The 24,638-nt window shown below is 71.1% G+C and carries 22 protein-coding genes and 4 tRNA genes; 21 read left to right on the top strand and 5 right to left on the bottom strand.

Features of this window, described 5'->3' with window-relative positions; translation table 11 throughout:
- Nucleotides 1–57 precede the first annotated feature (57 nt).
- The 9 genes from AC07FT_RS24990 (at nt 58) to AC07FT_RS24950 (ending at nt 11,323) form a co-directional block, all read left to right on the top strand.
- A tRNA-Tyr gene (locus AC07FT_RS24990) sits at nt 58–139 on the top strand.
- Nucleotides 140–541: 402 nt separating this feature from the next.
- Nucleotides 542–1,384 (top strand): MerR family transcriptional regulator, encoded by an 843-nt coding sequence (locus AC07FT_RS24985; protein ID WP_479178156.1) that lies wholly within the window; start codon nt 542–544, stop codon nt 1,382–1,384.
- Between the two features lie 340 nt (nt 1,385–1,724).
- Nucleotides 1,725–4,130 carry a glycosyltransferase gene (locus AC07FT_RS24980; protein WP_479178155.1) on the top strand — a complete coding sequence of 802 codons (2,406 nt, stop codon included), beginning with the start codon at nt 1,725–1,727 and terminating at the stop codon, nt 4,128–4,130.
- 109 nt (nt 4,131–4,239) lie between these two features.
- Nucleotides 4,240–4,665: a hypothetical protein gene (locus tag AC07FT_RS24975; protein ID WP_479178154.1), complete on the top strand. Its 426-nt coding sequence runs from the start codon at nt 4,240–4,242 to the stop codon at nt 4,663–4,665.
- 140 nt (nt 4,666–4,805) lie between these two features.
- Complete coding sequence (locus tag AC07FT_RS24970; protein ID WP_479178153.1) at nt 4,806–5,777, top strand: glycosyltransferase family 2 protein; 972 nt, start codon at nt 4,806–4,808, stop codon at nt 5,775–5,777.
- 244 nt (nt 5,778–6,021) lie between these two features.
- Nucleotides 6,022–6,525 (top strand): hypothetical protein, encoded by a 504-nt coding sequence (locus tag AC07FT_RS24965; RefSeq protein WP_479178152.1) that lies wholly within the window; start codon nt 6,022–6,024, stop codon nt 6,523–6,525.
- A gap of 505 nt (nt 6,526–7,030) precedes the next feature.
- Complete coding sequence (locus tag AC07FT_RS24960; protein ID WP_479178151.1) at nt 7,031–8,722, top strand: RICIN domain-containing protein; 1,692 nt, start codon at nt 7,031–7,033, stop codon at nt 8,720–8,722.
- Between the two features lie 126 nt (nt 8,723–8,848).
- Nucleotides 8,849–9,604, top strand: coding sequence for a hypothetical protein (locus tag AC07FT_RS24955; RefSeq protein ID WP_479178150.1), 756 nt, complete (start codon nt 8,849–8,851; stop codon nt 9,602–9,604).
- Nucleotides 9,605–9,958: 354 nt separating this feature from the next.
- Entirely contained in the window at nt 9,959–11,323 is a 1,365-nt protein-coding gene (locus AC07FT_RS24950; RefSeq protein WP_479178149.1) for a GNAT family N-acetyltransferase, read from the top strand.
- A 79-nt stretch (nt 11,324–11,402) separates the two neighbouring features.
- On the opposite strand, the gene AC07FT_RS24945 is transcribed toward AC07FT_RS24950, so the two are convergent.
- The gene (locus tag AC07FT_RS24945) at nt 11,403–12,671 is read right to left on the bottom strand and encodes an amidohydrolase family protein (RefSeq protein ID WP_479178148.1); all 1,269 of its coding nucleotides are present in this window, start codon (nt 12,669–12,671) and stop codon (nt 11,403–11,405) included.
- 221 nt (nt 12,672–12,892) lie between these two features.
- On the opposite strand from AC07FT_RS24945, the gene AC07FT_RS24940 reads away from it, so the two are divergent.
- Together AC07FT_RS24940 and AC07FT_RS24935 are read left to right on the top strand one after the other, a co-directional pair.
- Complete coding sequence (locus tag AC07FT_RS24940) at nt 12,893–13,747, top strand: DUF1206 domain-containing protein (protein ID WP_479178147.1); 855 nt, start codon at nt 12,893–12,895, stop codon at nt 13,745–13,747.
- Nucleotides 13,748–14,135: 388 nt separating this feature from the next.
- Complete coding sequence (locus tag AC07FT_RS24935) at nt 14,136–14,591, top strand: DUF3574 domain-containing protein (RefSeq protein ID WP_479178146.1); 456 nt, start codon at nt 14,136–14,138, stop codon at nt 14,589–14,591.
- A gap of 17 nt (nt 14,592–14,608) precedes the next feature.
- Here AC07FT_RS24935 and AC07FT_RS24930 read toward each other — a convergent pair whose 3' ends face one another.
- Together AC07FT_RS24930 and AC07FT_RS24925 are read right to left on the bottom strand one after the other, a co-directional pair.
- On the bottom strand, nt 14,609–15,274 hold the full coding sequence (locus tag AC07FT_RS24930) for an NAD(P)H-binding protein (protein WP_471202894.1): 666 nt from the start codon (nt 15,272–15,274) through the stop codon (nt 14,609–14,611).
- Between the two features lie 149 nt (nt 15,275–15,423).
- On the bottom strand, nt 15,424–16,740 hold the full coding sequence (locus tag AC07FT_RS24925; RefSeq protein ID WP_479178145.1) for an amidohydrolase family protein: 1,317 nt from the start codon (nt 16,738–16,740) through the stop codon (nt 15,424–15,426).
- A gap of 215 nt (nt 16,741–16,955) precedes the next feature.
- Here AC07FT_RS24925 and AC07FT_RS24920 point away from each other — a divergent pair.
- From AC07FT_RS24920 to AC07FT_RS24895, 6 genes are all read left to right on the top strand, one after another.
- Nucleotides 16,956–17,028, top strand: a tRNA-Thr gene (locus AC07FT_RS24920).
- A 56-nt stretch (nt 17,029–17,084) separates the two neighbouring features.
- Nucleotides 17,085–17,157: transfer RNA gene (locus AC07FT_RS24915), tRNA-Met, on the top strand.
- 83 nt (nt 17,158–17,240) lie between these two features.
- Nucleotides 17,241–17,405, top strand: a complete 165-nt coding sequence (gene rpmG / locus AC07FT_RS24910) for a 50S ribosomal protein L33 (protein WP_471202898.1) — start codon at nt 17,241–17,243, stop codon at nt 17,403–17,405.
- Between the two features lie 85 nt (nt 17,406–17,490).
- Nucleotides 17,491–17,955, top strand: coding sequence for an FAS1-like dehydratase domain-containing protein (locus AC07FT_RS24905; protein ID WP_479178144.1), 465 nt, complete (start codon nt 17,491–17,493; stop codon nt 17,953–17,955).
- Nucleotides 17,952–18,386, top strand: a complete 435-nt coding sequence (locus tag AC07FT_RS24900; RefSeq protein ID WP_432011026.1) for a MaoC family dehydratase — start codon at nt 17,952–17,954, stop codon at nt 18,384–18,386. Before AC07FT_RS24905 ends, AC07FT_RS24900 begins: the two co-directional genes overlap by 4 nt.
- 112 nt (nt 18,387–18,498) lie before the next feature.
- A complete protein-coding gene (locus tag AC07FT_RS24895) occupies nt 18,499–19,554 on the top strand; it encodes a UDP-N-acetylmuramate dehydrogenase (RefSeq protein ID WP_479178143.1) in 1,056 nt (351 codons plus the stop codon).
- Between the two features lie 270 nt (nt 19,555–19,824).
- Here the strand turns inward: AC07FT_RS24895 and AC07FT_RS24890 are convergent, their stop codons facing one another.
- Both AC07FT_RS24890 and AC07FT_RS24885 read right to left on the bottom strand, forming a co-directional pair.
- Nucleotides 19,825–20,838 (bottom strand): adenosine deaminase, encoded by a 1,014-nt coding sequence (locus tag AC07FT_RS24890; RefSeq protein WP_471202904.1) that lies wholly within the window; start codon nt 20,836–20,838, stop codon nt 19,825–19,827.
- A gap of 200 nt (nt 20,839–21,038) precedes the next feature.
- A complete protein-coding gene (locus tag AC07FT_RS24885; protein WP_479178142.1) occupies nt 21,039–22,277 on the bottom strand; it encodes a pyridoxal phosphate-dependent aminotransferase in 1,239 nt (412 codons plus the stop codon).
- Between the two features lie 263 nt (nt 22,278–22,540).
- Here AC07FT_RS24885 and AC07FT_RS24880 point away from each other — a divergent pair.
- The 4 genes from AC07FT_RS24880 (at nt 22,541) to rplK (ending at nt 24,570) form a co-directional block, all read left to right on the top strand.
- Nucleotides 22,541–22,613 (top strand) — tRNA-Trp (locus AC07FT_RS24880).
- Between the two features lie 110 nt (nt 22,614–22,723).
- Nucleotides 22,724–23,014 carry a preprotein translocase subunit SecE gene (gene secE, locus AC07FT_RS24875; RefSeq protein ID WP_431775522.1) on the top strand — a complete coding sequence of 97 codons (291 nt, stop codon included), beginning with the start codon at nt 22,724–22,726 and terminating at the stop codon, nt 23,012–23,014.
- A gap of 80 nt (nt 23,015–23,094) precedes the next feature.
- Nucleotides 23,095–23,958, top strand: coding sequence for a transcription termination/antitermination protein NusG (gene nusG / locus AC07FT_RS24870; protein ID WP_479178141.1), 864 nt, complete (start codon nt 23,095–23,097; stop codon nt 23,956–23,958).
- A gap of 177 nt (nt 23,959–24,135) precedes the next feature.
- Entirely contained in the window at nt 24,136–24,570 is a 435-nt protein-coding gene (gene rplK / locus AC07FT_RS24865) for a 50S ribosomal protein L11 (protein WP_009715899.1), read from the top strand.
- Nucleotides 24,571–24,638: the final 68 nt, after the last annotated feature.

Below are 24,638 nucleotides of genomic sequence, written 5' to 3'. Positions count from 1 at the left end.
GTTTACGTCGTTGCCAGGAAGCAGCGACGCGCGAGCGGAGCACCTGGCCACATCCCAGGCGGTGTGCCCGAGTGGCCAATGGGAGCGGACTGTAAATCCGTCGGCTTAGCCTACCCAGGTTCGAATCCTGGCGCCGCCACACTGGGAAGACGGTCCCCGAGCTGCGGAAACGCGGCCGGGGGCCGTTGTCGTGGGCAAGCGCGAATGGTGCCCGGAATGGACGATCCATCCCACGGTGTCTCACTCGATCTCACGTGCTGACCACCGCGTGCGGGGCATGTGTGAGGCACGTTCGGGCAGCATCCCCAGCGCTTCAGTGCCTCATCGATCCGGGCGTTCGCCATGGCTGTGGCGCCGTCCAGGCACTTCGCGGACCTGCTCGACGGATCTCCCCACCCCTTCCGGGCCTGTCCTGGTACGGGACACCCATGGCGAGGGACCACCCGATGGCCCATCCGGACCCGGGTGGTGTGTAGTTGCGTATGCCGTAGCGGCATGTGGTGTCGTCGAGCGCACCACAGCACGAAAGGCCCTGTCTGCGATGTACCCCTCCGTCATGCCTCCTCGCGAGGTCAAGATCGGTGATGCCGCCGCCTTCGCCGGGACCACCCCTCGTGCCATCCGCCACTACCACCAGATCGGTCTGCTGCCGGAGCCCGGGCGAGGCGGAGACGGACGCCGCCGCTACGGCTACGACGACATGATCCGCCTGCTGTGGATCCGCAAGATGTCCGAGGCCGGCATCAGCCTGGACGACATGCGGGCCGCCTTCGACGAAGCCCGGGACATGGAGGACGTTCTGGGCCGGCTGGAGGAGACCCTGGCCGCCCAGGAGGCCGACATCAAGCGTCAGCGCGCGGCCGTCCAGCGTCTGCGGGTCGTGGGCAGCCCGCTGGGCTTGCTCTCCCCCTTGGTCACGGACCGGCTCCGCCACCTGCCTTCCGGCGCGGTGCGCCCCTCCGACCTGGATGCCCTGCTGGTCACGGAACGGATCTTCGGGCCACTGGGAGCCGCAATTCAGGCCAGCGTGTTCATCATCCTGGCCACCCACCCCGACCTACGGGCCGAGGCGGACAGCCTCGACGCGGCCGACGCCGCCCTCGATGACGCCGTCGACCCCCACGACCCGCGGGTCGAGGAACTCGCCGCGCAGCACTGCGCCCACCACAAGGCCCTGCTCCAGGCCATTGAAGCGGCCGGACTGGAGGCGGCCGAGGAGAAGCTCTTCGAAATCTATGACGCCGAGGCGAGCGGCGAGGAGGACGCCCGGATGAGCGCCTTCGAAGCGGTCGGCAAGATGCCCTACGGCTTCTCCGCGGCCCGGGCGCGGTGCATGGAGCTCACGGCACGGCTCCTTGCCGGGGACCTCTCCGCAGGCAGCTGATCCGGCGAACGGATCCACGATCTCCACTCGCCGGCCGTGTGCCGCTTTCTTCGGACCACGGCTTCAACTTCGATGTGGCCAACCGTTCTGCGGCGCTTGCTGGTTGGGCCGCCATCTCCTGCTCCGACCGACACCGTCGGGCTCGGCTCGCGGCCGCGGGAGGCGGCTGACATCGACGCGGCTCGCCCCGCTTCCCGCATCGCCCCGCGTCTCCGTCCTGCCAGAGGCGCCGGGCCCACCGTTCGGGTGATTGCTCCGGCGGCGGACATGAGCGGATATCCGGTCGGCCAAAACAAGCGGACATACTGTGTGAATGACCGCAGAAAAGACAATTCCACCCTTGATTCACCAGACATGGAAAGACGCCGACCTCCCTCCGGTATGGCAGAAGTGGTCCGAGTCCTGGCGGCTGCACCACCCCGGCTGGGGCTACCGGTTGTGGACGGACGCGGACAATCGCGCCTTTCTCCAGGAGCACTATCCGTGGTTCCTGCCGGTCTACGACGGCTATCCCGAACCGATCATGCGGGCCGACGCGATCCGCTATTTCCTGCTCGACCATTTCGGCGGCCTCTACGTGGATCTGGATTTCGAGTGCCTGAAGCCGGTCTCCGGCCTTCTCGACGGGCGTGAACTCGTCCTCGGCTGTGAACCCGAGGCGCACACCCGGTTGTTGCTGGCCCGGCGGCGCGGATTCACCCGCATCATCGGCAACGCGTTCATGGCGTCACGGCCGGGCCACCCCTTCTGGGCCGCCCATGTGCACCGTCGGCTGGTCGGTGCCCACAAGCTGCCGGGCACGCTCGACACGACCGGCCCGTTCTTCCTCACCAGGGCGGTCGACAGCGCCCCGGAGCCGGACTCGATCACGGTGGTCGGCGCGGAGGCGCTGTATCCGGAGGTGAGCCCGTACGTGACGGAGCTGTTCGGCCCGCAGGAGGCCGATTACGACCGCGCTTACGCCGTGCACCACTGGTCGGACAGCTGGGCCTGCGACACCGTGACCGCGCCGAGGGTCTCGGCGGGCAGAAGACTCCCGTTCTGGGCGAGCCAGGAGCGGCAACCGGTCGCCGACGGGTTGCTCAACCTGGAGGCCCAGCGCCGCCGTTGGGCCTCGGGCGCGCCGGCGCCGACCGTGTCCTGTCTGATGGTGACCAAGGACCGCTCGGCGACGGCACGCCGCGCGATCAGGTGCTTCACCGCTCAGACCTACCCGAATCTGGAGCTGGTCGTACTGGAGGACGGCACGGACGACACGCTCGAGCGGCACATCCGTGACCTGGACGACGCGCGGATCCGCCATCACCGGCTCCCCCCGGAGCGACGCACCCTGGGGGAGCTGCGCAATGAGGCGGTGGACCGGGCCACCGGACCGTATGTGTGCCAGTGGGACGACGACGACCTGTACGACCCGGAGCGGGTGGAGACCCAGATGGCGGCGATCCTCGCGCTCGGTGCCGACGCGTGCTTCCTCGCACGTGAGCGGCTGTGGTGGCCCGCCCGCCACAAGCTCGCCATCTCCTGCGCCCGGGTCTGGGAAGGGTCGATGGTGTGCGCGAAGGACCGGCTCCCGCGCTATCCGGCCGAGCGCCGCGGCGAGGACACCCCGGTGGCCGAAGAGGTGGTCCGACGCCGCCGGGTCGTCTCGGTGGACGCGCCCGACCTGTACACCTACGTATGCCACGGGAACAACACCTTCGACGAGTCGCACTTCGCCGAGCACTTCGAGGTGGCGACCCAGCTGTGGGCCGAACCCGTTGCCTACGCCGAGCAGTTGCTCGCCATGGCGGCCCGGCTGCCGCTCGAGCCGGGGGACATCGCGCACGCCGAGACCGCCGGGACCGCCGGGACCGCCGCGGGCGCCGCGCGCACGGACGAGCGGAAGCCGCGGCCGGTCCCCGAGCCCGCTCCGGCACCGGCGAGCGAGCGGCCCACGGTGCTGGTGCTCACCCCCCTCAAGGACGCGGCCGCGTTCCTGCCCGGTTATCTGGACCGCCTGCGCATGCTGGACTACCCGCGCGAGGCGATCTCGCTGGGCCTGCTGGAGGGCGACAGCACGGACTCGACCCGGGAACTCCTCCAGCAGGTCCTGCCCGGTGTCGAGTCGGAGTTCCGGCGGGTGACCCTCGTCCACCGTGACTTCGGACTCCAGCTGGCCGGACCCCGCTGGGAGCCGGGTGTCCAGCGCCGGCGCCGGTCGGTGCTGGCCAAGGTGCGCAACCACCTCCTCGCCCGGGCCCTGGCCGATGAGGAGTGGGTGCTGTGGCTCGACGCCGATGTCACCGGCTACCCGGCGGACCTCGTCCAGCGCCTGCTCGGCGCGCGTAAGGACATCGTGGTCCCGCACTGCGCCACCGCACCCGGCGGGCCGACGTACGACCTCAACACCTTCGTCCTCAAGAGCGGGGCCGGCCGGCTCAACTGGGACCAGTGGCTGCGTGACGGCATCCTCCAGCCGCCCAGGGGGTTCGGCCGGACGTACCTCGACGCGTTGCGCGGACGCGGACTCGTCCGTGTCGACTCGGTCGGCGGAGCCGCGTTGCTGGTCCGTGCGGAGCTGCACCGCAATGGCCTCACCTTCCCGTCCTTCCCCTACCGGCAGCTCATCGAGACCGAGGGGCTGGCCGCGATGGCCCTGGACATGGGAATCGCCTGCTGGGCGCTGCCCGATCTGGAAGTGGTGCATCCGCACCACGGCGCACGGCAGCCGGAGCCCGCGCCTCTGGCTTTCACGCACTGTGAGTAGTCATTTTGACACATTGGGTGACAAAATTTACGGTGGCTTTGCTGCCCGCGCCGCGAAGTACACCGGCATTCCGGGGCAGCTCTCCCGCATCCAAAGGAAAGGCGCCGCCGTGAAATCCCGTGTCATGACCTCATTGGCCCTCCCTGCCGCGCTGGCCACGGCCGGGCTGCTCAGCAGCGCGGAGGCGGCCTACGCCGCCGTCGCCCCGGACGCGCAGACGAGGACGGCGACGTACGGCTACCCGGGACAGCCGATGGGCGACGACGTCACCCTCACGTCCGGGACCAGCCACCCCTGCGAGCCGATCGGCAACGTCACGATCACGGATTACGGACCCTGCTGTCCGCCCGTGAACAACGTGACCATCACGGACTACGGGCACTGCTGTCCGCCCGTGAACAACATGACCATCACCGACTACGGGTGGGTCTGCGAGGCCGATGACGACTTCGGACGCGAGAACCCGTTCGGCCACTACCGCGAGTACACGGACGACGCCTACGACCCCCGTCGTGAGCAGCCCGCGCGCGGCTAGCCCGGGATCCGTCGCCGAAGTCCGGCCGTGGGTCCGCGGAAGCAGGCCCCGGGGGGACGGCCGGCGCCCGGAACACCGGCTGCCGGCCCGCCCGATGCCCACTCCTCTTCCCCTTCCCGGCCCGAACCGAAAGACGGCGCATGCCCCACAACCCCGACCCTGTGGTCTCGGTGGTCATCCCCTGTCATGACTACGCCCGCTATCTGCCCGAGGCCGTGTCCAGCATCCTTGCCCAGACCTTCCAGGACTGGGAGCTCCTCATCGTCGACGACGGCAGCACCGACGACACCGCCGAGGTGGCCCGGTCCCTGATCGCCCGCCACCCCGACCGTCGCATCAGGCTCGTCCAGCGGGCGAACGGCGGCGTCTCGGCCGCCCGCAACACCGGGATCGAGGCGGCCGCCGGCCGCTACGTCCTTCCGCTGGACGCCGACGACGTGATCGCCCCCACGATGCTCGAGAAGACCGTCGCGGTCCTGGACGACAACCCCGGCATCGCGATCGCCTCCACCGACGTGTTCACCTTCACCGACGACGATCTGCCCCCGCAGGCGATGTCTCTTCCCGCCTACAGCCGGGAACTGATGCTCCAACGCCTGATCATGTTCTACTGCTCGCTGTACCGCCGGGAGGCGTGGCAGACCGTGGGCGGCTACGACGAGAGCATGCGGGCCGGAGAGGACTGGGACTTCTGGGTCGGCTGCGTCGAGCACGGCTTCGACGCCCACCACATTCATGAGCCGCTGTTCGGGGCGCGCAACAAGGACACGGGACTGCATGTGGAGGCCGCCGAGAACGACCTGGCCATCCGGGCGCGGATCGTGGCCAACCACCCGAGCCTGTTCAAGCCGGTCAGTCGCGGCTGGGCGCGGGCCGTGCTCAGTCAGGACGCGGAAGCCTGGCTGCGGGACGACCACGTGCCCGACGACATCCTCACCCGGGCCGCCGAGATGGATCACTTCCTCACCGCGGTGATGGCCCTGCAGCGCACGGCACGGGTTCAGCACTACCACATCCAGCGACTGCAACAGGAGTTGGCGGCTCACCGCCGCGCGGACGGCTCTCCCGCCCGGGAGAAGGAGCCGGCCCCGGCGGCGGTCTCCACGGTCTAGCGCGGCCCGGCTCTGGAAGGGGTGACTCCCGTAGTGACGTCTCGTGCTCCATCAAGAGCATGAGGCGTACTCCTCCAGGATGATTCATCCAACGATATGCACAAATGCGTGATTCGAGTGGAATATGGCTTCCCGCCATGGTTCTGTACGGCGTTCTGGATGGATGCGCGCAATGCGAACGTGATCAGAGGCCTTCCGCTCGGCCGCCGGTGAACCTTGAATTCACGGCCAGAAAGGCAGGAATATGAAGAAGTTCGCTTGGGCGGCCAGGGGGCTCGCGGCGGCGTCGGGGGTTCTCCTCGTCGGGTCCGTCGTGGCCGTGCCCGCGGTCGCTGACGACGCCCCGTCGGCTGCTGCCACAGTCTCCACTCCCTCGGGTGGAGGAAAGTGCTCGTCGCGGGAGCGCGACGTCAGCTCCGCCGTCGTGGACTACTCGGGCAGCGGTCTGTTCGAGACGGTGTTCCGTTCGACGACGGACCGCTGGGGGCACGCCTTCCTCAATGACAGCCGGGGTCCGGGAGTCTGGATCAATCTCAACCTCGTCACCGGGGCTCCGAACTGTACGGAGGACACGGCCGTCTCGGTGACCGAGGAGGACCCCGGCACCCTCTACATCACCCTGCTGGGCGGGAACGGCGTCGTGTACGAGGCCCAGTGCGAGACCTCCAGCACGGCTCCCCTCACCCCGGCGACCATCGCGACGGCTTGTGCTCCCGGCTTCACGGCCCTCCCGGGTACCCCGGTCTGACACACAGGGACGTCCGAGCGGAGCAGCGGCGGTTTGTGCGGCGGGTCGTACACACCGCCACACCGAGGAAACGGCCCCCGAGTCGCGGAAACGCGGCCGGGGGCCGTCGGCGTGTCGGGCGAGCGTGGAACGAGCCCCCAACGGCCGCGCGTGGACGCATTGCCAACCAGGTGTCCACTCGGTGCTCACGACGTACCGGCCTTACTACGGGATCCTGGGCGAGGCAATCGCGCAGTTGGGAGCCGTAGCGATGGATCACGAGCAGACGGAATTGCTGAGACGACTCTCCGGTGCTCTCGGTCCGGTGCCACGCGAAGTGTTGGAGAATGCGCAGGCTGTCTTCGGAGAAGGCGTGGCTCGTCGTGATGAGGACGAGAATGCGGACGACGAGCCGGATGACCGGAACGACGAGACCTGCCAGAGCCGTCCGGTTCCGGATCCACGGGCCGAGGAACTGAGTGAGATGACAGCGAACAAACCCTTCAGATACTTACTGTCCACCGTCGTGGCCCTTGTGGCACTGGCCTTTCTGGTTCCCGGACCCGCCACCGCGGCCGGCGGGGACGCCGCGGACGGGCCGCTGAAGCCGCTGAGCGAGGACGTGTACTCGAACTTCCGCCTGCTCATCGACCGGAAAGCGGATTACGACGCCAACGGTGCCGCGATACGCGGCATGGAGAAGTCCGGCGCCGTCACCAAGGTGACGCCCACGGACGTCGCGCTGTCCCGGCAGCACACCGGGCGCCCGCTGTGCCACACCACCGGGCTCAACGGAACGTTCCAGTACAACGGCTTTTGCTGGGACGAGCAGGACTCGAACACCAACTCCTATTCCGACAAGGGCGGTTGGCGTCCGCAGGGACTGACCGCCTCACATGACGCCCAGCCCGGTGGCACCGTCGACGGCCGCCATCTCTATCTGGCGAGCTGGCTGTACGGCGACAGCAAGGCGCAGAACCAGTTCGGCCGCGTCTCCATCCTCGATTCGACCGGAAGCGAGCGGACGTACGGCCATGTGCTGCTGGTGAAGCCGACGGGTGACGAGTCGCACGCCAACTTCGAAGCGGTCACGAATGTCCACACCGACGGCATGGTCTGGTACGGCAACAAGCTCTTCGTCGCCAACGGGGGCGAATTGCAGGTCTACGACTTCCAGCACCTGTGGAAGATGAAGACCAGCTCGGAGCGGGTCGGCACCAAGGACGGTGTCTCCTCGGCCCGCTGGCACAACTGGGCCCTGCCCATGGTGGGCCGCTACAGCATCGAACCCGGCAAGGACCCGCGGTACTGCCCCGCCGATCCCAGTACGAAGCGTTCGTGCCTCGGTTCTCTGAGCCTGGACCGCAGCGGCCCGGTGGACCACCTCGTGTCCGGCGAGTACTACAGCCCGGAGAACGATCCGGTCGCCCGGGTGGTGCGATGGCCGCTGAACCCGTCGACCGCCCTTCCCCGCGCGGACAACGGCGACACGATCGGTTCGTCCAGCGCGACCGGGGCCTTCCATGCGCCCGTCCGCCAATTGCAGGGCGTCGCCACGGACGGCAACTACTACTATCTGTCCGCCCAGTGCCCCCATGGCTACATGGGCGATGCCGATCCCACGGACAAGCACTCCTACTCCTGCATCTACCAGGCGAAGCCCGGTGACGTGCCGACCGTGCTGACCCGCTCGCCCAGCCTGACGCAGAACCTCTCGTACGCGCCGTCCTCCGGCCGGCTGTGGGGCATCAACGAGGACATCGGGAACAACGTCGTCTTCTCGCTCAAGCCCAGGGCCGCCGATCACAGCGTCTATCTGCGCAACTCCTACAGCGCCCTGTGCGCGGGCGGCGGCAGTAAAACGGGGAACGGCGCTCCCGTCATCCAGTGGGGCTGCACCAACGCGCGTGACGAACGCTGGGTGTTCGAGAAGACCGAGGACTCCGACGGAAAGACCGCGTACTTCCTGCGGAACGAATACTCGGGCAAGTGCATGGGGGTCGGGTCCACGCTCGACAACAGCGCCAAGGTGATCCAGTACACCTGCAACGGCGCGGTCGACGAGAAATGGTGGTACGACACCGCCGGCAAGACCCTGCGCAACGTCTACTCCGGGAAATGCCTCGCCCTCGGCGCCACCGCCACGAAGGGCACGCAATTGATCCAGTACACCTGCAACGGCGCATCCGATGAGGGCTGGCAGCAAGTGCCCCGCTGAACCGCTCACGGGCGGAGTTCCACGAGTGGGGGAATTCCGCCCCCGGCGGCGCCTCGCCTGCCCGTGAAGTCTTCCAGCACCTGATACGAAATGTCTCACTTGACGCACCTCTGCCGAGGGAGACCCATGGGCTGGAGACTCACACGCCGTACGGCGGTGTCGGCGGTGATCGCCGGGGCGATCGCCGTCGTCACCGCGGGGCTGCCGCCGGTCGGCGCCGGAACGCGGGCGGAGGCGGCCCCGTCCCTCGGGACCGTGGCCGCGCCCGCGCCCCCGCCCGTGCCCGTGGCCGCGGTCACCGAGCGGCACGGGACGGGCACCCCGCCGCCGCCCCGGCTGCCGCGGAACTTCCGCGGCACCGGCAAGTGGATCGTCCGGGACCTGGGCATCACCGTGCCGTTCACCTGGGAGGGGAGGGACGGCGAGAGCCAGATGACCGCGGGAGGGCCGCAGTACCCGATCTGGTTCACCAACCTGATCTACCGCGACACCCTCTACACCCTCACCTACAAGTGGCCGGGCGTGACCGAGCATCCGTGCTCGCGGCTCCCCGGGTTCAACCTGGAGCAGCTGAACGAGGGGCTCGAGGGCGCGCGGTTCGTCGGCCGGGAGGTCCTCCAGGGGAACCCGGACCGGCGGGTGAACCACTGGCGGGTCGGTGTCGTCCGGCCGCAGCTCCCTCCGGGGGCGTATCCGCGGCTGCCGCTCGCCCTCGGTGACATCTACGTCGACCAGCGCGACCGGGGGACGTTCTGGCAGGTGCTCCAGTTCGGTATCCAGAACCTCTACGACCCCGAGCTGGACGAGTGGGCCGTGATGGACACCTTCGAGCGCACACCCGGTACGGTCACGCTTCCCCCGCGGTGTGCGTCACCGGCGTGACCCTGTCGTCCGGTCCCCGGCCCCTCCACTCCGGGGCCGCCGGGGACCGGACGTGTTACCGTGCGGATGGAGCAGTGACACCAGGTCGACTGCCGGAGCGGAAATGGGAGGTGAGTTGATGACTGCCGTAGAGGCCACTGCCGTGTGCAGTGCCCGGACCATCCTCACGTCCCGGGCCCCGGTCTGACCTGACGTTCCCCCTGCCGCGAGCGCGGCGGGTCATCGGCGCTTGGCGCATATCGGGGCCCCTTCCCAAGGGTCTCTACGTTGTCTCAACCTTTTTCGAACACACCTTCCTCCGGCCTGCCGCCACACGGCGCTGACCGCCCGAACGGCCCGGACGGCCCGGATCCGGTGACCACGGCGCTCTTCGCGCTGCACCGGGGCCTGCCCCGGCAGGGCCCCGGATCGGACACCACCACCTCACGGCTGCTGCGGCTGGCCGGTCCGCTGCCCCCGCGGCCGCGGATCCTGGACCTGGGCTGCGGCCCCGGCCGCTCCGCGCTGGTGCTGGCCGCCGAGACCGGGGGCCACGTCACCGGCGTCGACCTCCACCAGCCCTTCCTCGACGAGCTGTCGGGCGCGGCCGCGCAGCGGGGACTGAGCCACCGGATCGCGGTGCTCAACCACTCCATGGACGAACCGCCCTTCGCCGACGGGAGCTTCGACCTCATCTGGGCCGAGGGCTCGGTCTACAACATCGGCTTCGGAACGGCGCTGCGCGCGTGGCGCCGTCTGCTCGCGCCCCGCGGTGTGCTGGTCGTCACCGAGGCCGAATGGGCCACGTCCCGTCCCGCCCCGCGGGCGCGCGCGTTCTGGGACGCCGCCTACCCGCTGCGGTCCCGGGCCGACAACGTCCGTACGGCGGAGGAGGCCGGTTACCGGGTCGGGGCCCACCATCCGCTGCCCGACGGCGACTGGTGGACCGAGTACTACACACCGCTGACCCGCGGTCTCGCCACCGCCGACCCGGACCGGCCGGGGATGGCGCAGGCCGCCGCCGCGGTGCGGGAGGAGATCGACCTGCGCCGGGACCACGGTGCGGACTACCGCTACGCGGGCTACGTCCTGCACCCGGTCACCCCCGGCGCCGATCCCGGCCCCGCGCACCCGGCTGCCGACCCCCGGCGTGGGGCCGACGACCCCGCGCGCCCCCGTACCGCACCGCTTCCCCCGGGCACCGCCGAGCCCCCGTACGAACGGAACGCCATGACCGTCTGGACCACCCGCCCCGAGACCCCGGACGACGCCGAAGCCATCCGCGCCGTCAACGTCGCCGCCTTCCCCACCGCCGGGGAGGCGGACCTCATCGAGGCCCTGCGCGCCGACTCCGGCGCATGGATCGACGGACTGTCCGTCGTGGCCGAGCACGAGGACGGAACGCCGGCCGGGCACGCGCTGCTCACCCGCTGCCACGTCGGCGGCCGGCCCGCGCTGGCCCTGGCCCCGTGCGCGGTGCTCCCCGCCCACCAGGGCCGGGGTGCCGGATCCGCCGCCATCCGCGCCGCGCTGGAGGCCGCGCGGTCCATGGGGGAGAACCTCGTCGTCGTCCTCGGACACGCCGACTACTACCCCAGGTTCGGGTTCGCCCCGGCGTCCCGCCTCGGCATCCGGGCCTCCTTCGAGGTGCCGGACGAGGCACTGATGGCCCTCGCGCTGGACCCGTCGCGCCCGGTGCCGTCGGGCGTGATCGAGTACCCGGCCGCCTTCGGCGTCTGACCCATCGGTGGGGTGTCCGCACCCGCGGGCACCCCACCCCACTCCGCCGCCCCGCCGCTCCCGGAGCGGGCCGGGGCGGCTACCGGGTGCGCTCCCGGTCGAAGTCCAGCTCCAGCATCCGGATCGCGTTGCCCCGCAGGATCTTGTAGGTCGTCTCCGCCGACAGCCCCGCCACATGCTCGGCCGCGATCCGCCGGGTGTGCGGCCAGGTCGAGTCGACGTGCGGATAGTCGGTCTCGAAGGTCGCGTTGTCCTCGCCGACCGTCTCCAGTGAGGCGACCCCGTGCTTGTCGCGGAAGAAGCAGCAGTAGATCTGCCGGTAGTAGTACGTGGACGGCGGCTCGGGGATCAGATCACGTACGCCGCCCCAGGCCCGGTGCTCCTCCCAGACGTCGTCCGCACGCTCCAGGGCGTAGGGGATCCATCCCATCTGGCCCTCGGCATAGGCGAGTTTGAGCCGGGGGAACCTCACCAGCACTCCGCTGAACAGGAAGTCCATCATCGACGCCATGGCGTTGTTGAAGCTCAGCGACGCCTGGACGGCGGGCGGCGCGTCCGGGGAGGCCGCGGGCATCTGCGAGGACGAGCCGATGTGCATGCACACCACCGTGCCGGTGGCCTCGCACTCGGCGAAGAACGGGTCCCAGTAGCCGCTGTGGATGCTCGGCAGGCCCAGGTAGGTGGGGATCTCGCTGAAGGTCACCGCCCGCACCCCGCGCGCCGCGTTCCGCCGGATCTCCTGGACGGCCAGCTCCACGTCCCACAGCGGGATCAGGCAGAGCGGGATCAGCCGGCCGCCGCTGTCGCCGCACCACTCCTCGACCATCCAGTCGTTGTACGCGCGCACACAGGCGAGGCCGACCTCCTTGTCGTCCGCCTCGGCGAAGGTCTGGCCGCAGAAGCGGGGGAAGGTCGGGAAGCACAGGGACGCCTCGACGTGGTTCATGTCCATGTCCGCGAGCCGGGCCTTGGGATCCCAGCAGCCGCGGCGCATCTGGTCGCGGGTGATGCCCTCGAGGGTCATCTCGTCCCGGGAGAAGCCGACGGCCGCGATGATCCGCTTGTACGGGAACAGGTCCCCCTCGTACTGCCACCAGTCGGTGGGCGGACCGTCCGGGTCGGTGGTGATCCGGTACTTGCCGCCGATGTACGCCAGCTCCCCGATACCGGCGGTGAGCGGCTTGGGGCCACGGTCCCGGTGCTTGGCCGGAAGCCAGCGTTCGAAGAGGTGCGCGGGCTCGATCACATGGTCGTCCACGCTGATGACCTTGGGGAGCCCGGCCCCGTCGTCCGCCCCGCCCGCCCCGTCTGCCGCACCCGTCGATCCACTCACCGCTGTGCCCGTCATCCCGCCAACTCCCCTTCTCCCGGGGGTCACACCGACCTCCGGGGGTCCGAACCCGACGCGCGAATCTGACGGCCCGTCAGTTATGGGGCAGAGTAGGCGGCACCGCGCCAAGCAACAAGGGACGCGCTCCCCGGTGACCGGAGCCGCTCTCCGCATGCCTTGTTTTCGGCCGCGTGCGCAGGGCAAACGCAGTGCACACGTCAATCGGCCGGGAGGTAGCGGTGAACGCATCGTCGATCGCACGGGGACTCGGCTCGGCAGGGCGCGCAACGCCCGACAGCCCGGGCGAGGCGGGCGACCGGGCCATCGAGGCGGCCGCCCGCTGCGGGCTGATCGCCCGCGGGGTCATCTACCTGCTGGTCGGGGTGCTCGCGGTGCGGATCGCCTTCGGCGACAGCGGCGGCGAACAGGCCGACCGGGGCGGGGCGCTGGAGGTACTGGCCGAGCAGCCCTTCGGCTCGTTCCTGGTCTGGGCGGTCGGCGTGGGGCTCGCCGGGATGGCGCTGTGGCGGCTGTCCGAGGCGGTCTTCGGCGCGGCGGGCGCGGACAGGCGCAAGGCGAAGAAGCGGCTGGCCTCCGCGGCCCGCGCGGTCTTCTACGGCGTCGTCGCCTACTCGGTGCTCTCCTTCGCGGCGGGGGAGAAGGGCAGCGGCTCCAGCGACAAGCAGTCCCAGGACGTCACCGCCCGCGCCCTCGACCTGCCCTACGGCCGGTGGCTGGTCGGGCTGGCCGGGCTCGGAGTGGCCGTGGCCGGTGTCTGGATAGCCGTACGCGCCATCCGGCGCAGCTTCCGCAAGCACCTCCAGATGGCCGGTACGCCGAAGAGGGTGAAGCAGACGGTGGACGCGCTGGGCGTGTGCGGAGGGGCGGCGCGCGGTGTGGTCTTCGCGGTGGCGGGCGGCTTCGCGGTGACCGCCGCCCGGCGCTATGACCCGGACGAGGCCAAGGGGCTCGACGACACCCTGCGCACCTTCGCCGATACGGCGGTGGGCCCCTGGCTGCTCGTCGCGGTCGCGGTGGGCCTGGCCCTGTTCGGTGTCTTCTCCTTCGCGATGGCCCGCTGGCGCCGCGTCTGAGCGGATGCCGGTGCCGGTGCCGGTGCCCGGCGGGCGTCGACGGCGGCGCGCGGATCCCACACGGTGGGGTCCGCGCGCCGCGCCGTGTCCGGCGGTGTGGCGCCGGCGGGGCGGTCTGGCCGGTCGGGTGCCGTGGGCGATGGTCCGAGCGGGCCGCCCGGACGGCCGTGGCGAACGCCGGGACGCCCGGGCGTCCCGGCCGCCGGGACCGGCCCGCCGGGCCCGCGCCACCGTTCGGCGCTCTGACGCGGGGCCAGGGAGCCGCTGCCCCGGCGACGGCCCTGCCCGGCCCTCCGGCTGAGCCGCGGATGAGCCGCGCTCGCCGCTCGGTCGACTCCGCCCGAGGCGGTCTTCCACCCGGCGGTGGGCGGCAGTGAGCATGGCGCGCATGAACCCGCGCACCAGGACCGTCGCCCTCGGCGCGGCGGTCGCGTTCGCCGCCGCCACGCCCGTCGTCGCCCACGCCGCCCTCGACACCGGGCCGGGAACGGCCGTCTCCGCCCCGGCCAGGGGCGCGGCCTACGTCGAGACCCGGCTCTTCTTCGGGACCGGACGGCCCGACGGCGGGCCGTCCGTCACGGACAAGCAGTTCCTCGCCTTCGTGGACCGGTCCGTCACCCCGCGCTTCCCGGCCGGACTGACGATCCGGGACGGGCGCGGGCAGTGGCGGGACCGGTACGGGGTGATCGAGCGCGAGCGCTCCTACGAGGTGGTCCTGCTCTACCCGGTGTCCGAGGCACGCGCCCACGACCCGCAGATCGAACGCATCCGCACGGCCTACGAACGGACGTACGCCCAGGAGTCCGTGGCCCGCGCCGACACCCCGGCCCGCGTGGACTTCTGAACCGCCGACGGGGCGGACTACGCCTGCCCGGCCACCGCCCGCACCGCCTCCGCCACCGGCTCGGAGCCGTTGATCAGCCGCAGGGTGCGGCCCACCGTGCGCGGCTCGTCGAGGAGGGCGACCAGGACCGCGGCCACATCGTCACGGGTGATCGGTCCGCGCTCGGTGCGCTCGGCCAGTTCGACCTGGCCGGTGCCCGGGTCGTTCGTCAGCATGCCGGGGCGCAGCACGGTCCAGTCGAGGCCGTCGCGGGCCCGGACGTCGGCGTCCGCCGCGCCCTTCGCACGCAGGTACGTGGCGAAGACCGGGTCCGTGCCCTCCGGGATCTCGCCCTCCGCGCCCATGGCGGAGACGACGAGGAACCGCCGGACCCCCGCCGCCTCGGACGCGTCGGCGAAGAGCACGGCCGCGGCGTGGTCGACGGTCTCCTTGCGGGCCGCACCGCTGCCGGGACCCGCACCGGCGGCGAACACCGCCGCGTCCGCGCCTTCCAGATACTTCGCCACATCCTCCACGGAGGCCGACTCCAGATCGCAGACGACCGGCTCGGCACCCGCCGCCAGCAGGTCACCGGCCTGTTCCGGCCGGCGGATGATGCCCGCCACCTCGTCGCCGCGCGCGGAGAGCAGCCGCTCCATCCGCAGCGCGATCTGTCCATGTCCACCAGCGATGACAATGCGCATGATCCCGACCGTACGCCCCGCGTCCCCGCCCCGCGCGCCCGGAACCCCCGCCGGGCCCCAAGCCGACGCCCGCACACTTCCCTTGGGCCCGCGGCTCGTGCCCCACGCCGTGCGCGGCGCGAGCGGTGGCGCCCGCCCCAGCGCCCTCCCTACGCCTGGTCGCCGTCCGGCTTCTGCGCCCGTGTCTGCCGCGGCAGGTCCAACGCCACCGCGGCGGCGGAATCGCAGTACTCGCGCACCGCGCTGGTGCGCGCCACCACCCGCCCCTGGTGGACCACCACCCGGCTGTACGCCAGGGAGAGCACACTCGCCAGCCCCTCCCCGCGCACCGCGAGCAGTTCGGCCGGGAACCCGGCCTCCACCCGGACCTCGGGCAGACCGAGCGCGGCCCTGGCCCGTCCGCACACCGCCTCGTACGCCTCCGCCGGGGACAGCCCCTCGCGGGAGGCCAGCAGGAAGGCGGCCTCCAGGGGGTCACCGCGGCCCACCGGGTTGGCGGCGTCCCGGAGCGCGCCGCTGCCCGCCGCGACCCGTACGCCCGCCGCCCGCAGCAGCCGCACCGGCGCACAGCCGGGGGCCGCCGGGGACGCGGGACCGGGCGGGCCGGAGGCACCCCGCGCACCCCGGTCCTCCAGTCCGCCGCAGTCGCCCTGCGGCAGGCAGACCACCGTGACACCGGCCGCGGCCAGCCGGTCGGCGAGCCGCGCGGCGACATCGCCCGGCAGCCGGGCGAGCCCCGCGCACGGGCCGATGGTCACCCCCGGCCGCAGCCCTCCGGCCATGGCCGCGAACCGCGCGAGCCGCGCCGGGTCGTCACCGTCGGTGTGCAGATCGACCGCGCAGCCGTGGCGCGCGGCGAGGTCGAGCACGGCCTCCGCGTGGCCGGTGGGGTCGGGGTCGAGATCCGGACAGCCGCCGATCACGCCCGCGCCTATCTTCACCGCGTCCCGCAGCACCGCGAGCCCGTCCGCCCCGGCCGCTCCGGTCAGCACCCTCGGCACCGCCACCACACCGAGGTCGGTGAGGCCGCGCAGGGTGTGGCCCGACTGGAGGACGGCCTCCAGCACGCGCAACCCGTGCACCCCGCCGACCCGTACATGGGTGCGCAGCGCCGTCGCCCCGTGGCCGAGGTGCAGCAGGGCGGCCTCGGTGGTGCGCCGCCGGACGTCCTCGGGGGTGTACGGGACCGGGCCCGCGAGCTCGGCGGTCAGCGCGGTCTCGCAGTGGGCGTGCGGTTCGGCGGGGGCGGGCAGCAGCAGATAGCCGCGGAGGTCCAGCCGCGGACCGGGGGCGAGACTGCCCGCCGTGCCGACCGCCTCGACGCGCCCGCCGCTGAGCCGGACGTCCACCGTGCGGCCGTCGGCCAGCCGGGCACCGCCGAGCACCAGCGCGCCGCCGGACCCGGCCGCCGCGTCGTTGGGGGGCTGCTGGGGCTGGTGGGGCTGCTGCGGCTGGCTGTCGGGCATCGCACTCCGCGGGGCGTGTGAGGGCGCAAAGAGGGCGCGTGACGGGCGCATGAGCAGCCAAGATCACTCGGCCTGGATCCGAGCCTAGGACGCGGTGGTGACGGCTTCGCGGAGGAGCCGAATAGTCGTACCGGTGTGGTGCCCGAGGACCCTGTGACCGTGCGCCGATACGGATTTCACCTTCGGCGGCCGAGCGTGTAATGTCTTCATCGCTCGCCCCAATAGCTCAGTCGGCAGAGCGTCTCCATGGTAAGGAGAAGGTCTACGGTTCGATTCCGTATTGGGGCTCTGATGCTTCAGGTTTCCCGTTCGACTTCGGTCGGACGGGGTATCTATCGCATCGAAGCGGTGTAGCTCAGTCGGTAGAGCAAGCGGCTCATAATCGCTGTGTCACCGGTTCAAGTCCGGTCACCGCTACTGACGGTAGCCGATTGTGAGGTCGGTCCTCCGATCGGCTACTCTTTCTGCGTTAATCCATCCGTCCGTCAAGGAGCACTCACGTGGCTGCCACCGACGTCCGCCCGAAGATCACGCTGGCCTGCGTGGAGTGCAAGGAGCGGAACTACATCACCAAGAAGAACCGGCGCAACGACCCGGACCGTCTTGAGATCAAGAAGCACTGCCCGCGCTGCAAGGCGCACACTGCGCACCGCGAGACGCGCTGAGCAATAGTCTTTACCGGCGAGGCCGCCCCCACATGCGGGGGGTGGCCTCGTTTCGTTGGTAACCAACCGCAGGAGGTGCGAGCCGATGGCGCTCGACCAGTCCTTCGTCGGACGGAGCTATCCGCCCACCGCCCCGTACGAGGTCGGCCGGGAGAAGATCCGGGAATTCGCCGAGGCCATCGGTGACACCAATCCGGTCTACACCGACCCCGAGGCCGCCCGGGCGCTCGGCCACCCGGATGTGATCGCGCCGCCCACCTTTGTGTTCGCGATCACCTTCAAGGCCGCGGGGGCCCAGGTCGTCCAGGACCCCGCGCTGGGCCTGGACTACAGCCGCGTCGTCCACGGCGACCAGCAGTTCGCGTACACCCGCCCGGTCCGGGCCGGTGACCGGCTGCGGGTCACCTCGACCATCGACTCGATCAAGTCACTCGCGGGCAACGACGTACTGTCCGTGCGCGGTGAGGTCCATGACGAGGCCGGCGAGCACGTCGTGACCTCGTTCACGACGCTGGTGGCCCGCGCCGCCGAGGCGGAGGAGGGCAGATGACGGCCACGGTGCGTTACCAGGACGTGGAGGTCGGCACCGAGGTGCCGGTGCGTGAGTTCCGTGTGGACCGCGCCGGTCTGGTCCGCTACGCGGGAGCCTCCGGCGACTTCAACCCCATCCACTGGAACGAGAAGTTCGCCAAGGACGTCGGCCTGCCCGACGTCATCGCCCACGGGATGTTCACCATGGCCGAGGCGGCGCGCGTGGTGACCGACTGGACCGGCGACCCCGGCGCCCTCGTCGAGTACGGCGTGCGCTTCACCAAGCCCGTCGTGGTCCCCAACGACGACAAGGGCGCGGTCATCGAGATCGGCGCCAAGGTCGCCGCCAAGCTGGACGACGAGGCCCGTACGGTCCGCCTGGACATCACCGCGACCAGCGGCGGACAGAAGGTGCTGGGCCGGGCCCGCGCCGTGGTCCGCCTCGCCTGAGCCGCCGCGCGCCCGCCCCGGCGGGCCACCGGGCCATGGGCCCGCCCCCGGTCTCCGCACCGGGGGCGGCCGCCCCCGGGACCCCGGCGGGCGCCCCCGTACTCTTGAGCGCGTGCAGGAACTCCATGACGCCCCCCTCGCCCCGCTGACCACGTTCCGCCTGGGCGGACCGGCGACCCGGCTGATCACGGCCACCACCGATGACGAGGTGATCGCCGCGGTCCGCGAGGCCGACGCGACCGGTACCCCGCTGCTGCTGATCGGCGGCGGCAGCAACCTGGTCATCTCCGACAAGGGCTTCGACGGCAGCGCCCTGCGCATCGCCACCGGCGGCTTCTTGCTCGACGGCACCCGCCTGGAGCTGGCCGCGGGCGAGAACTGGTCGGACGCGGTCGCCCGCACCGTCGAGGCGGGACTGGCCGGGATCGAATGCCTCGCCGGGATCCCCGGCTCCGCCGGTGCCACCCCGATCCAGAACGTCGGGGCGTACGGCCAGGAGGTCTCCGCCACCATCACCGAGGTGGTCGCCTACGACCGGCGCGCCGACGAGGTGGTGACCCTCCCCAACGCCGAGTGCGCCTTCTCCTACCGCCACAGCCGCTTCAAGGCCGACCCCGACCGCCACGTCGTGCTGCGGGTCCGCTTCGAGCTGGAGGACGCGGACGGGCTGTCCGCGCCGGTCCGCTACGCGGAGACCGCGCGGGTGCTGGGCGTCCAGGTCGGGGACCGGGTCCCCGCCGCCATCGCCCGCGAGACCGTGCTCGGACTGCGCGCGGGCAAGGGCATGGTGCTGGATCCCGAGGACCACGACACCTGGTCGGCCGGGTCCTTCTTCACCAACCCGGTGCTGGACGAGGCCGCGTACGCCGCCTTCCTCGCCCGCGTCGCCGAGCGCCTCGGCCCGGACACCGCGCCCCCCGCCTTTCCGGCGGGCGACGGCCACGTCAAGACCTCGGCCGCCTGGCTGATCGACCGCGCGGGCTTCACCAAGGGCTACGGCTCCGGTCCGGCCCGTATCTCGACCAAGCACACGCTCGCCCTCACCAACCGCGGCGAGGCCACCACCGAGGACCTGCTGGCCCTCGCCCGCGAAGTGGTCACCGGAGTCGAATCGGCGTTCGGCATCCGCCTGGTCAACGAGCCGGTCACGGTGGGCGTCACCCTCTGACCACACGGGCCCTGCCGCCGCCCCCGCCGGCACACGGCACCTGACGCCCCTGAACGGCGGCGGCCGCTTCCGCCGGCGCGCCGACGGCCGCCCTGCCCGCCGCGGGCCACCTGCGCCGCAGGTGCTGGCGGGTGGTGGTGCCGCCCGGGCCGGTCCGGCCGTCACGCGGTCGCCGGGTGTCCGGCGGTGGTCGCCGCTCCGCCCCTCGGATGGTGGGACACCGCCGGCGGCGGCGTTGCGGGCCCCGCCGTTTCACCGCCCCGCGGCGGATCAGTCGGCCAGCCAGGCGTCGATGCCCTTCAGCAGGCGGGCGCGCTCCGCTTCGGGGGCGGCGGAGCCGCGGATGGACTGGCGGGCCAGCTCGGCGAGTTCGGCGTCGGTGAAGCCGTGGCGCTCCCGGACCAGTTCGTACTGCGCGGCCAGGCGGGAGCCGAAGAGAAGCGGGTCGTCGGCGCCCAGCGCCATCGGCACGCCCGCGTCGAAGAGCGTCCGCAGCGGTACGTCCTCCGGCTTCTCGTAGACGCCCAGCGCCACGTTGGACGCCGGGCACACCTCGCAGGTCACCCCGCGCTCCGCCAGCCGGGCCAGCAGCCGCGGGTCCTCCGCGGCGCGCACTCCGTGGCCCACCCGGCCCGCGCCGAGGTCGTCCAGACAGTCGCGGACGCTGCCCGGGCCCGAGAGCTCACCGCCGTGCGGGGCGGCGAGCAGCCCGCCGTCGCGGGCGATGGCGAAGGCACGGTCGAAGTCCCGGGCGAAACCGCGCCGCTCGTCGTTGGAGAGGCCGAAGCCGACGACGCCGCGGTCGGCGTAGCGCACCGCGAGCCGGGCCAGCGTGCGGGCCTCCAGCGGGTGCTTGGTGCGGTTGGCGGCGACCAGCACCCGGATCCCGAGCCCGGTGTCCCGGGAGGCGCTCTCCACCGCGTCCAGGATGATCTCCAACGCCGGGATCAGCCCGCCGAGCCGCGGGGCGTACGACGTGGGGTCGACCTGGATCTCCAGCCAGCCGGCCCCGTCCCGCACATCCTCCTCGGCCGCCTCGCGCACCAGCCGCTGGATGTCCTCCGGGGTCCGCAGACAGGACCGCGCGATGTCGTACAGCCGCTGGAAGCGGAACCAGCCGCGCTCATCGGTGGCGCGCAGCTTCGGCGGCTCGCCGCCGCTCAGCGCCTCGGGCAGGTGGACGCCGTACCTGTCGGCGAGTTCCAGCAGGGTGGAGGGGCGCATGGAGCCGGTGAAGTGGAGATGCAGATGCGCCTTGGGGAGCAGATGTACATCGCGTGCCATCTGGTGATCCTGCCGTACGGCGATGGCCATCGGTACCGCTTTCACCGAACGGGGGCTGTCCGAACAGAGGTGTTCCGGTACACCTCCCGTCCCTGATGGGCCTGGCCGGGGCGGTTCCGTGCCCCCGCCCATGACGACGGCCCCCGTCCCGCCGGGGGTGGCGGGACAGGGGCCGTCGGGGCCGGGCGCGGGGCCGGGAATCAGGCCCGCGCCTCGCCCAGCAGCTTCTGGATGCGCGAGATGCCCTCGACGAGGTCCTCATCGCCCAGGGCGTAGGAAAGCCGCAGGTAGCCCGGGGTGCCGAAGGCCTCACCCGGTACCACCGCGACCTCGACCTCCTCCAGGATCAGCGCGGCCAGCTCCACGGTGTTCTGCGGGCGCTTGCCGCGGATCGCCTTGCCGACCAGCCCCTTCACCGACGGGTAGGCGTAGAACGCGCCCTCCGGCTCCGGGCACTCCACGCCGTCGATCTCGTTCAGCATCCGCACGATGGTGCGGCGGCGCCGGTCGAACGCCTCGCGCATCGCGGCGACGGCGTCGAGGTCGGCCGAGACGGCGGTCAGCGCGGCGACCTGAGCGACATTGCTCACATTCGAGGTGGCGTGCGACTGGAGGTTGGTCGCGGCCTTCACCACGTCCTTGGGACCGATGATCCACCCCACCCGCCAGCCGGTCATCGCGTACGTCTTGGCGACGCCGTTGACCACGATGCACTTGTCGCGCAGCTCGGGCACGACCACCGGCAGCGAGTGGAACTCCGCGTCGCCGTAGACCAGGTGCTCGTAGATCTCGTCGGTGAGCACCCACAGCCCGTGCTCGGCGGCCCAGCGGCCGATCTCCTCGATCTGCTCGCGGCTGTAGACCGCGCCGGTCGGGTTGGAGGGCGAGACGAAGAGCAGCACCTTGGTGTGCTCGGTCCGGGCGGCCTCCAGCTGCTCGACGGAGACGCGGTAGCCGGTCGTCTCGTCCGCGACGACCTCCACCGGGACACCGCCGGCCAGCCGGATCGACTCCGGGTAGGTGGTCCAGTACGGCGCGGGCACGATGACCTCGTCGCCCGGGTCGAGGATCGCGGCGAACGCCTCGTAGATCGCCTGCTTGCCGCCGTTGGTCACCAGGACCTGCGCCGCCTCGACCTCGTAGCCGCTGTCGCGCAGCGTCTTCGCGGCGATCGCGGCCTTGAGCTCGGGCAGGCCGCCGGCCGGGGTGTAGCGGTGGTACTTGGGGTCGCGGCACGCCGCGGCGGCCGCCTCGACGATGTAGTCGGGCGTCGGGAAGTCCGGCTCGCCCGCGCCGAAGCCGATCACCGGGCGCCCGGCGGCCTTGAGGGCCTTCGCCTTGGCGTCCACGGCGAGCGTGGCGGACTCGGAGATGGAGCCGACGCGGGCTGACACCCGCCGGTCGGTCGGGGACTGTACTGGGGGAGTAGCAGCGGTCATACCTGCATCGTCGCAGACCCGCGCCCCGGGCGACACGGGGGTCAACGGGCCGTTCCGCACGGCGCCCGGTTCACGGCTCCCGGGGGTGCGTGGCGGGGCCGCGGACGGGGCGCGCCGCGCGACCCGGACACCCCCTGGACGGCTTCTCGTTCGACGACCGGGCGTCAAGCACGTACACTCAACCGTCGTTGGCCGCTCAACGGCCGTTCCGCTCCGCACACTCCGTGCATCCGGGCGGATGCGGTAGGTTGGGAGTGCCACAAAGGGTCGTAGCTCAATTGGTAGAGCACTGGTCTCCAAAACCAGCGGTTGGGGGTTCAAGTCCCTCCGGCCCTGCTACACGCACTTTCCATCTAGGGTGCGTGCATGCGTACGCAAGGACAATGCACCGCTGTGCGGCCGGGCCGGACGCGGCACGGCCACGACCCGGATTCAGGTGAGGACGAGTGACGGAAGCCCTTGGCTCCACCGCGACGCCTGAGAGCGGTCGTCCCGAGGACGAGGTGGCGGCCAAGAAGGGCCGCCGTGGTGGCAAGCGCGGGAAGAAGGGGCCTCTCGGCCGCCTCGCGCTGTTCTACCGCCAGGTCGTCGCCGAGCTGCGCAAGGTCGTTTGGCCCACCCGCGGTCAGCTGTCGACGTACACCACTGTGGTGATCGTCTTCGTTGTGATCATGATCGGCATCGTGACCGTGATTGACTATGGGTTCAACCACGCCATCAAGTACGTCTTCGGCTGATGACCCGCGGAAGGCGGCCGCCGTTCCGGCGTCGCCTCTTCGCACGTTCCACCCCTTGAAGCCAGGAAGAAGCAGCCACCGTGTCTGACCCGAACCTGAACGACGCCGCCGAGCCCGTCGAGTCCCGTGAGGACGAGCTCGACATCGTCGAGGCGGCGGATTCCGACCAGGCTGAGGCAGCCGACGCAGCAGTCGGCGAGCCGGCCGAGCAGGCAGCGCTCCACGTCGAGGACGAGGCCGACGCCGAGGCCGCCGAGGCGGACGCCGACGAGACCGGTGAGGACGAGACCGCCGAGGCCGCCGAGGGCGAGACCGAGGCAGAGGCGGTCGACCCGGTCGAGGCGCTGCGCGAGGAACTGCGCACCCTCCCCGGTGAGTGGTACGTGATCCACACCTACGCGGGCTACGAGAACCGCGTGAAGACCAACCTCGAGCAGCGTGCCGTCTCGCTGAACGTGGAGGACTACATCTTCCAGGCCGAGGTGCCGCAGGAAGAGGTCGTCCAGATCAAGAACGGCGACCGCCGCACCGTCCGCCAGAACAAGCTGCCCGGCTATGTGCTGGTGCGCATGGACCTGACGAACGAGTCGTGGGGCGTCGTCCGCAACACTCCCGGCGTCACCGGCTTCGTGGGCAACGCCTACGACCCGTACCCGCTGACCCTGGACGAGATCGTCAAGATGCTCGCCCCGGAGGCCGAGGAGAAGGCCGCCAAGGCCGCCGCCGAGGAAGGCGGTCTGCCGACGCCCAGCCGCAAGGTCGAGGTCCAGGTGCTGGACTTCGAGGTGGGCGACTCGGTCACGGTCACCGACGGCCCGTTCGCGACCCTCCAGGCGACGATCAACGAGATCAACGCCGACTCGAAGAAGGTCAAGGGCCTGGTGGAGATCTTCGGCCGGGAGACCCCGGTCGAGCTGAGCTTCGACCAGATCCAGAAGAACTGACACCGGTTTCCCACCGGCGTCCACCCGCTTCCGAACAGGTCAGACCAGCCCTTGCGGCCGGTCTGACCTGCTCGGTTTTAAGGCGCACAGCTATACCCGTTATCGTTGTGCGGTATGCCTCCATCCGGATGATCCGGTTCGGGGGCGAACTACCTCTCACTAAGACCCGGAGAGAGCATGCCTCCCAAGAAGAAGAAGGTCACGGGGCTGATCAAGCTCCAGATCCAGGCCGGTGCCGCGAACCCGGCTCCGCCGGTCGGCCCCGCGCTGGGTCAGCACGGCGTCAACATCATGGAGTTCTGCAAGGCCTACAACGCCGCGACCGAGTCGCAGCGCGGCATGGTCGTGCCGGTGGAGATCACGGTCTACGAGGACCGTTCCTTCACCTTCATCACCAAGACTCCGCCGGCCGCCAAGCTGATCCTCAAGGCCGCGGGTGTGGAGAAGGGCTCCGGCGAGCCGCACAAGACCAAGGTCGCCAAGATCACCCGCGACCAGGTCCGCGACATCGCCACCACCAAGATGCCCGACCTGAACGCCAACGACCTGGACGCCGCCGAGAAGATCATCGCCGGCACCGCCCGTTCCATGGGCATCACGGTCGAGGGCTGACACACCCCGTAGCACCACCGTGGCAGGACCAAGCGCTGGTCCGGACCACGACTCCGAACGCAGACATC

The sequence above is a fragment of the Streptomyces sp. NPDC045899 genome (genome assembly GCF_056431485.1).
The sequence above is the reverse complement of the archived record's forward strand: the minus strand, read 5'-3'. Positions and strand labels throughout refer to the sequence as shown.

Excerpts from the sequence above, each read along its gene's own strand:
- AC07FT_RS24985 (WP_479178156.1), top strand. The coding sequence starts at position 542 with ATGTACCCCTCCGTCATGCCTCCTCGCGAGGTCAAGATCGGTGATGCC.
- AC07FT_RS24970 (WP_479178153.1), top strand. The coding sequence starts at position 4,806 with ATGCCCCACAACCCCGACCCTGTGGTCTCGGTGGTCATCCCCTGTCAT.
- AC07FT_RS24965 (WP_479178152.1), top strand. The coding sequence starts at position 6,022 with ATGAAGAAGTTCGCTTGGGCGGCCAGGGGGCTCGCGGCGGCGTCGGGG.
- AC07FT_RS24955 (WP_479178150.1), top strand. The coding sequence starts at position 8,849 with ATGGGCTGGAGACTCACACGCCGTACGGCGGTGTCGGCGGTGATCGCC.
- AC07FT_RS24945 (WP_479178148.1), bottom strand. The coding sequence starts at position 12,671 with ATGACGGGCACAGCGGTGAGTGGATCGACGGGTGCGGCAGACGGGGCG.
- AC07FT_RS24935 (WP_479178146.1), top strand. The coding sequence starts at position 14,136 with ATGAACCCGCGCACCAGGACCGTCGCCCTCGGCGCGGCGGTCGCGTTC.
- AC07FT_RS24930 (WP_471202894.1), bottom strand. The coding sequence starts at position 15,274 with ATGCGCATTGTCATCGCTGGTGGACATGGACAGATCGCGCTGCGGATG.
- AC07FT_RS24925 (WP_479178145.1), bottom strand. The coding sequence starts at position 16,740 with ATGCCCGACAGCCAGCCGCAGCAGCCCCACCAGCCCCAGCAGCCCCCC.
- AC07FT_RS24905 (WP_479178144.1), top strand. The coding sequence starts at position 17,491 with ATGGCGCTCGACCAGTCCTTCGTCGGACGGAGCTATCCGCCCACCGCC.
- AC07FT_RS24900 (WP_432011026.1), top strand. The coding sequence starts at position 17,952 with ATGACGGCCACGGTGCGTTACCAGGACGTGGAGGTCGGCACCGAGGTG.
- AC07FT_RS24890 (WP_471202904.1), bottom strand. The coding sequence starts at position 20,838 with ATGGCACGCGATGTACATCTGCTCCCCAAGGCGCATCTGCATCTCCAC.
- AC07FT_RS24885 (WP_479178142.1), bottom strand. The coding sequence starts at position 22,277 with ATGACCGCTGCTACTCCCCCAGTACAGTCCCCGACCGACCGGCGGGTG.
- rplK (WP_009715899.1), top strand. The coding sequence starts at position 24,136 with ATGCCTCCCAAGAAGAAGAAGGTCACGGGGCTGATCAAGCTCCAGATC.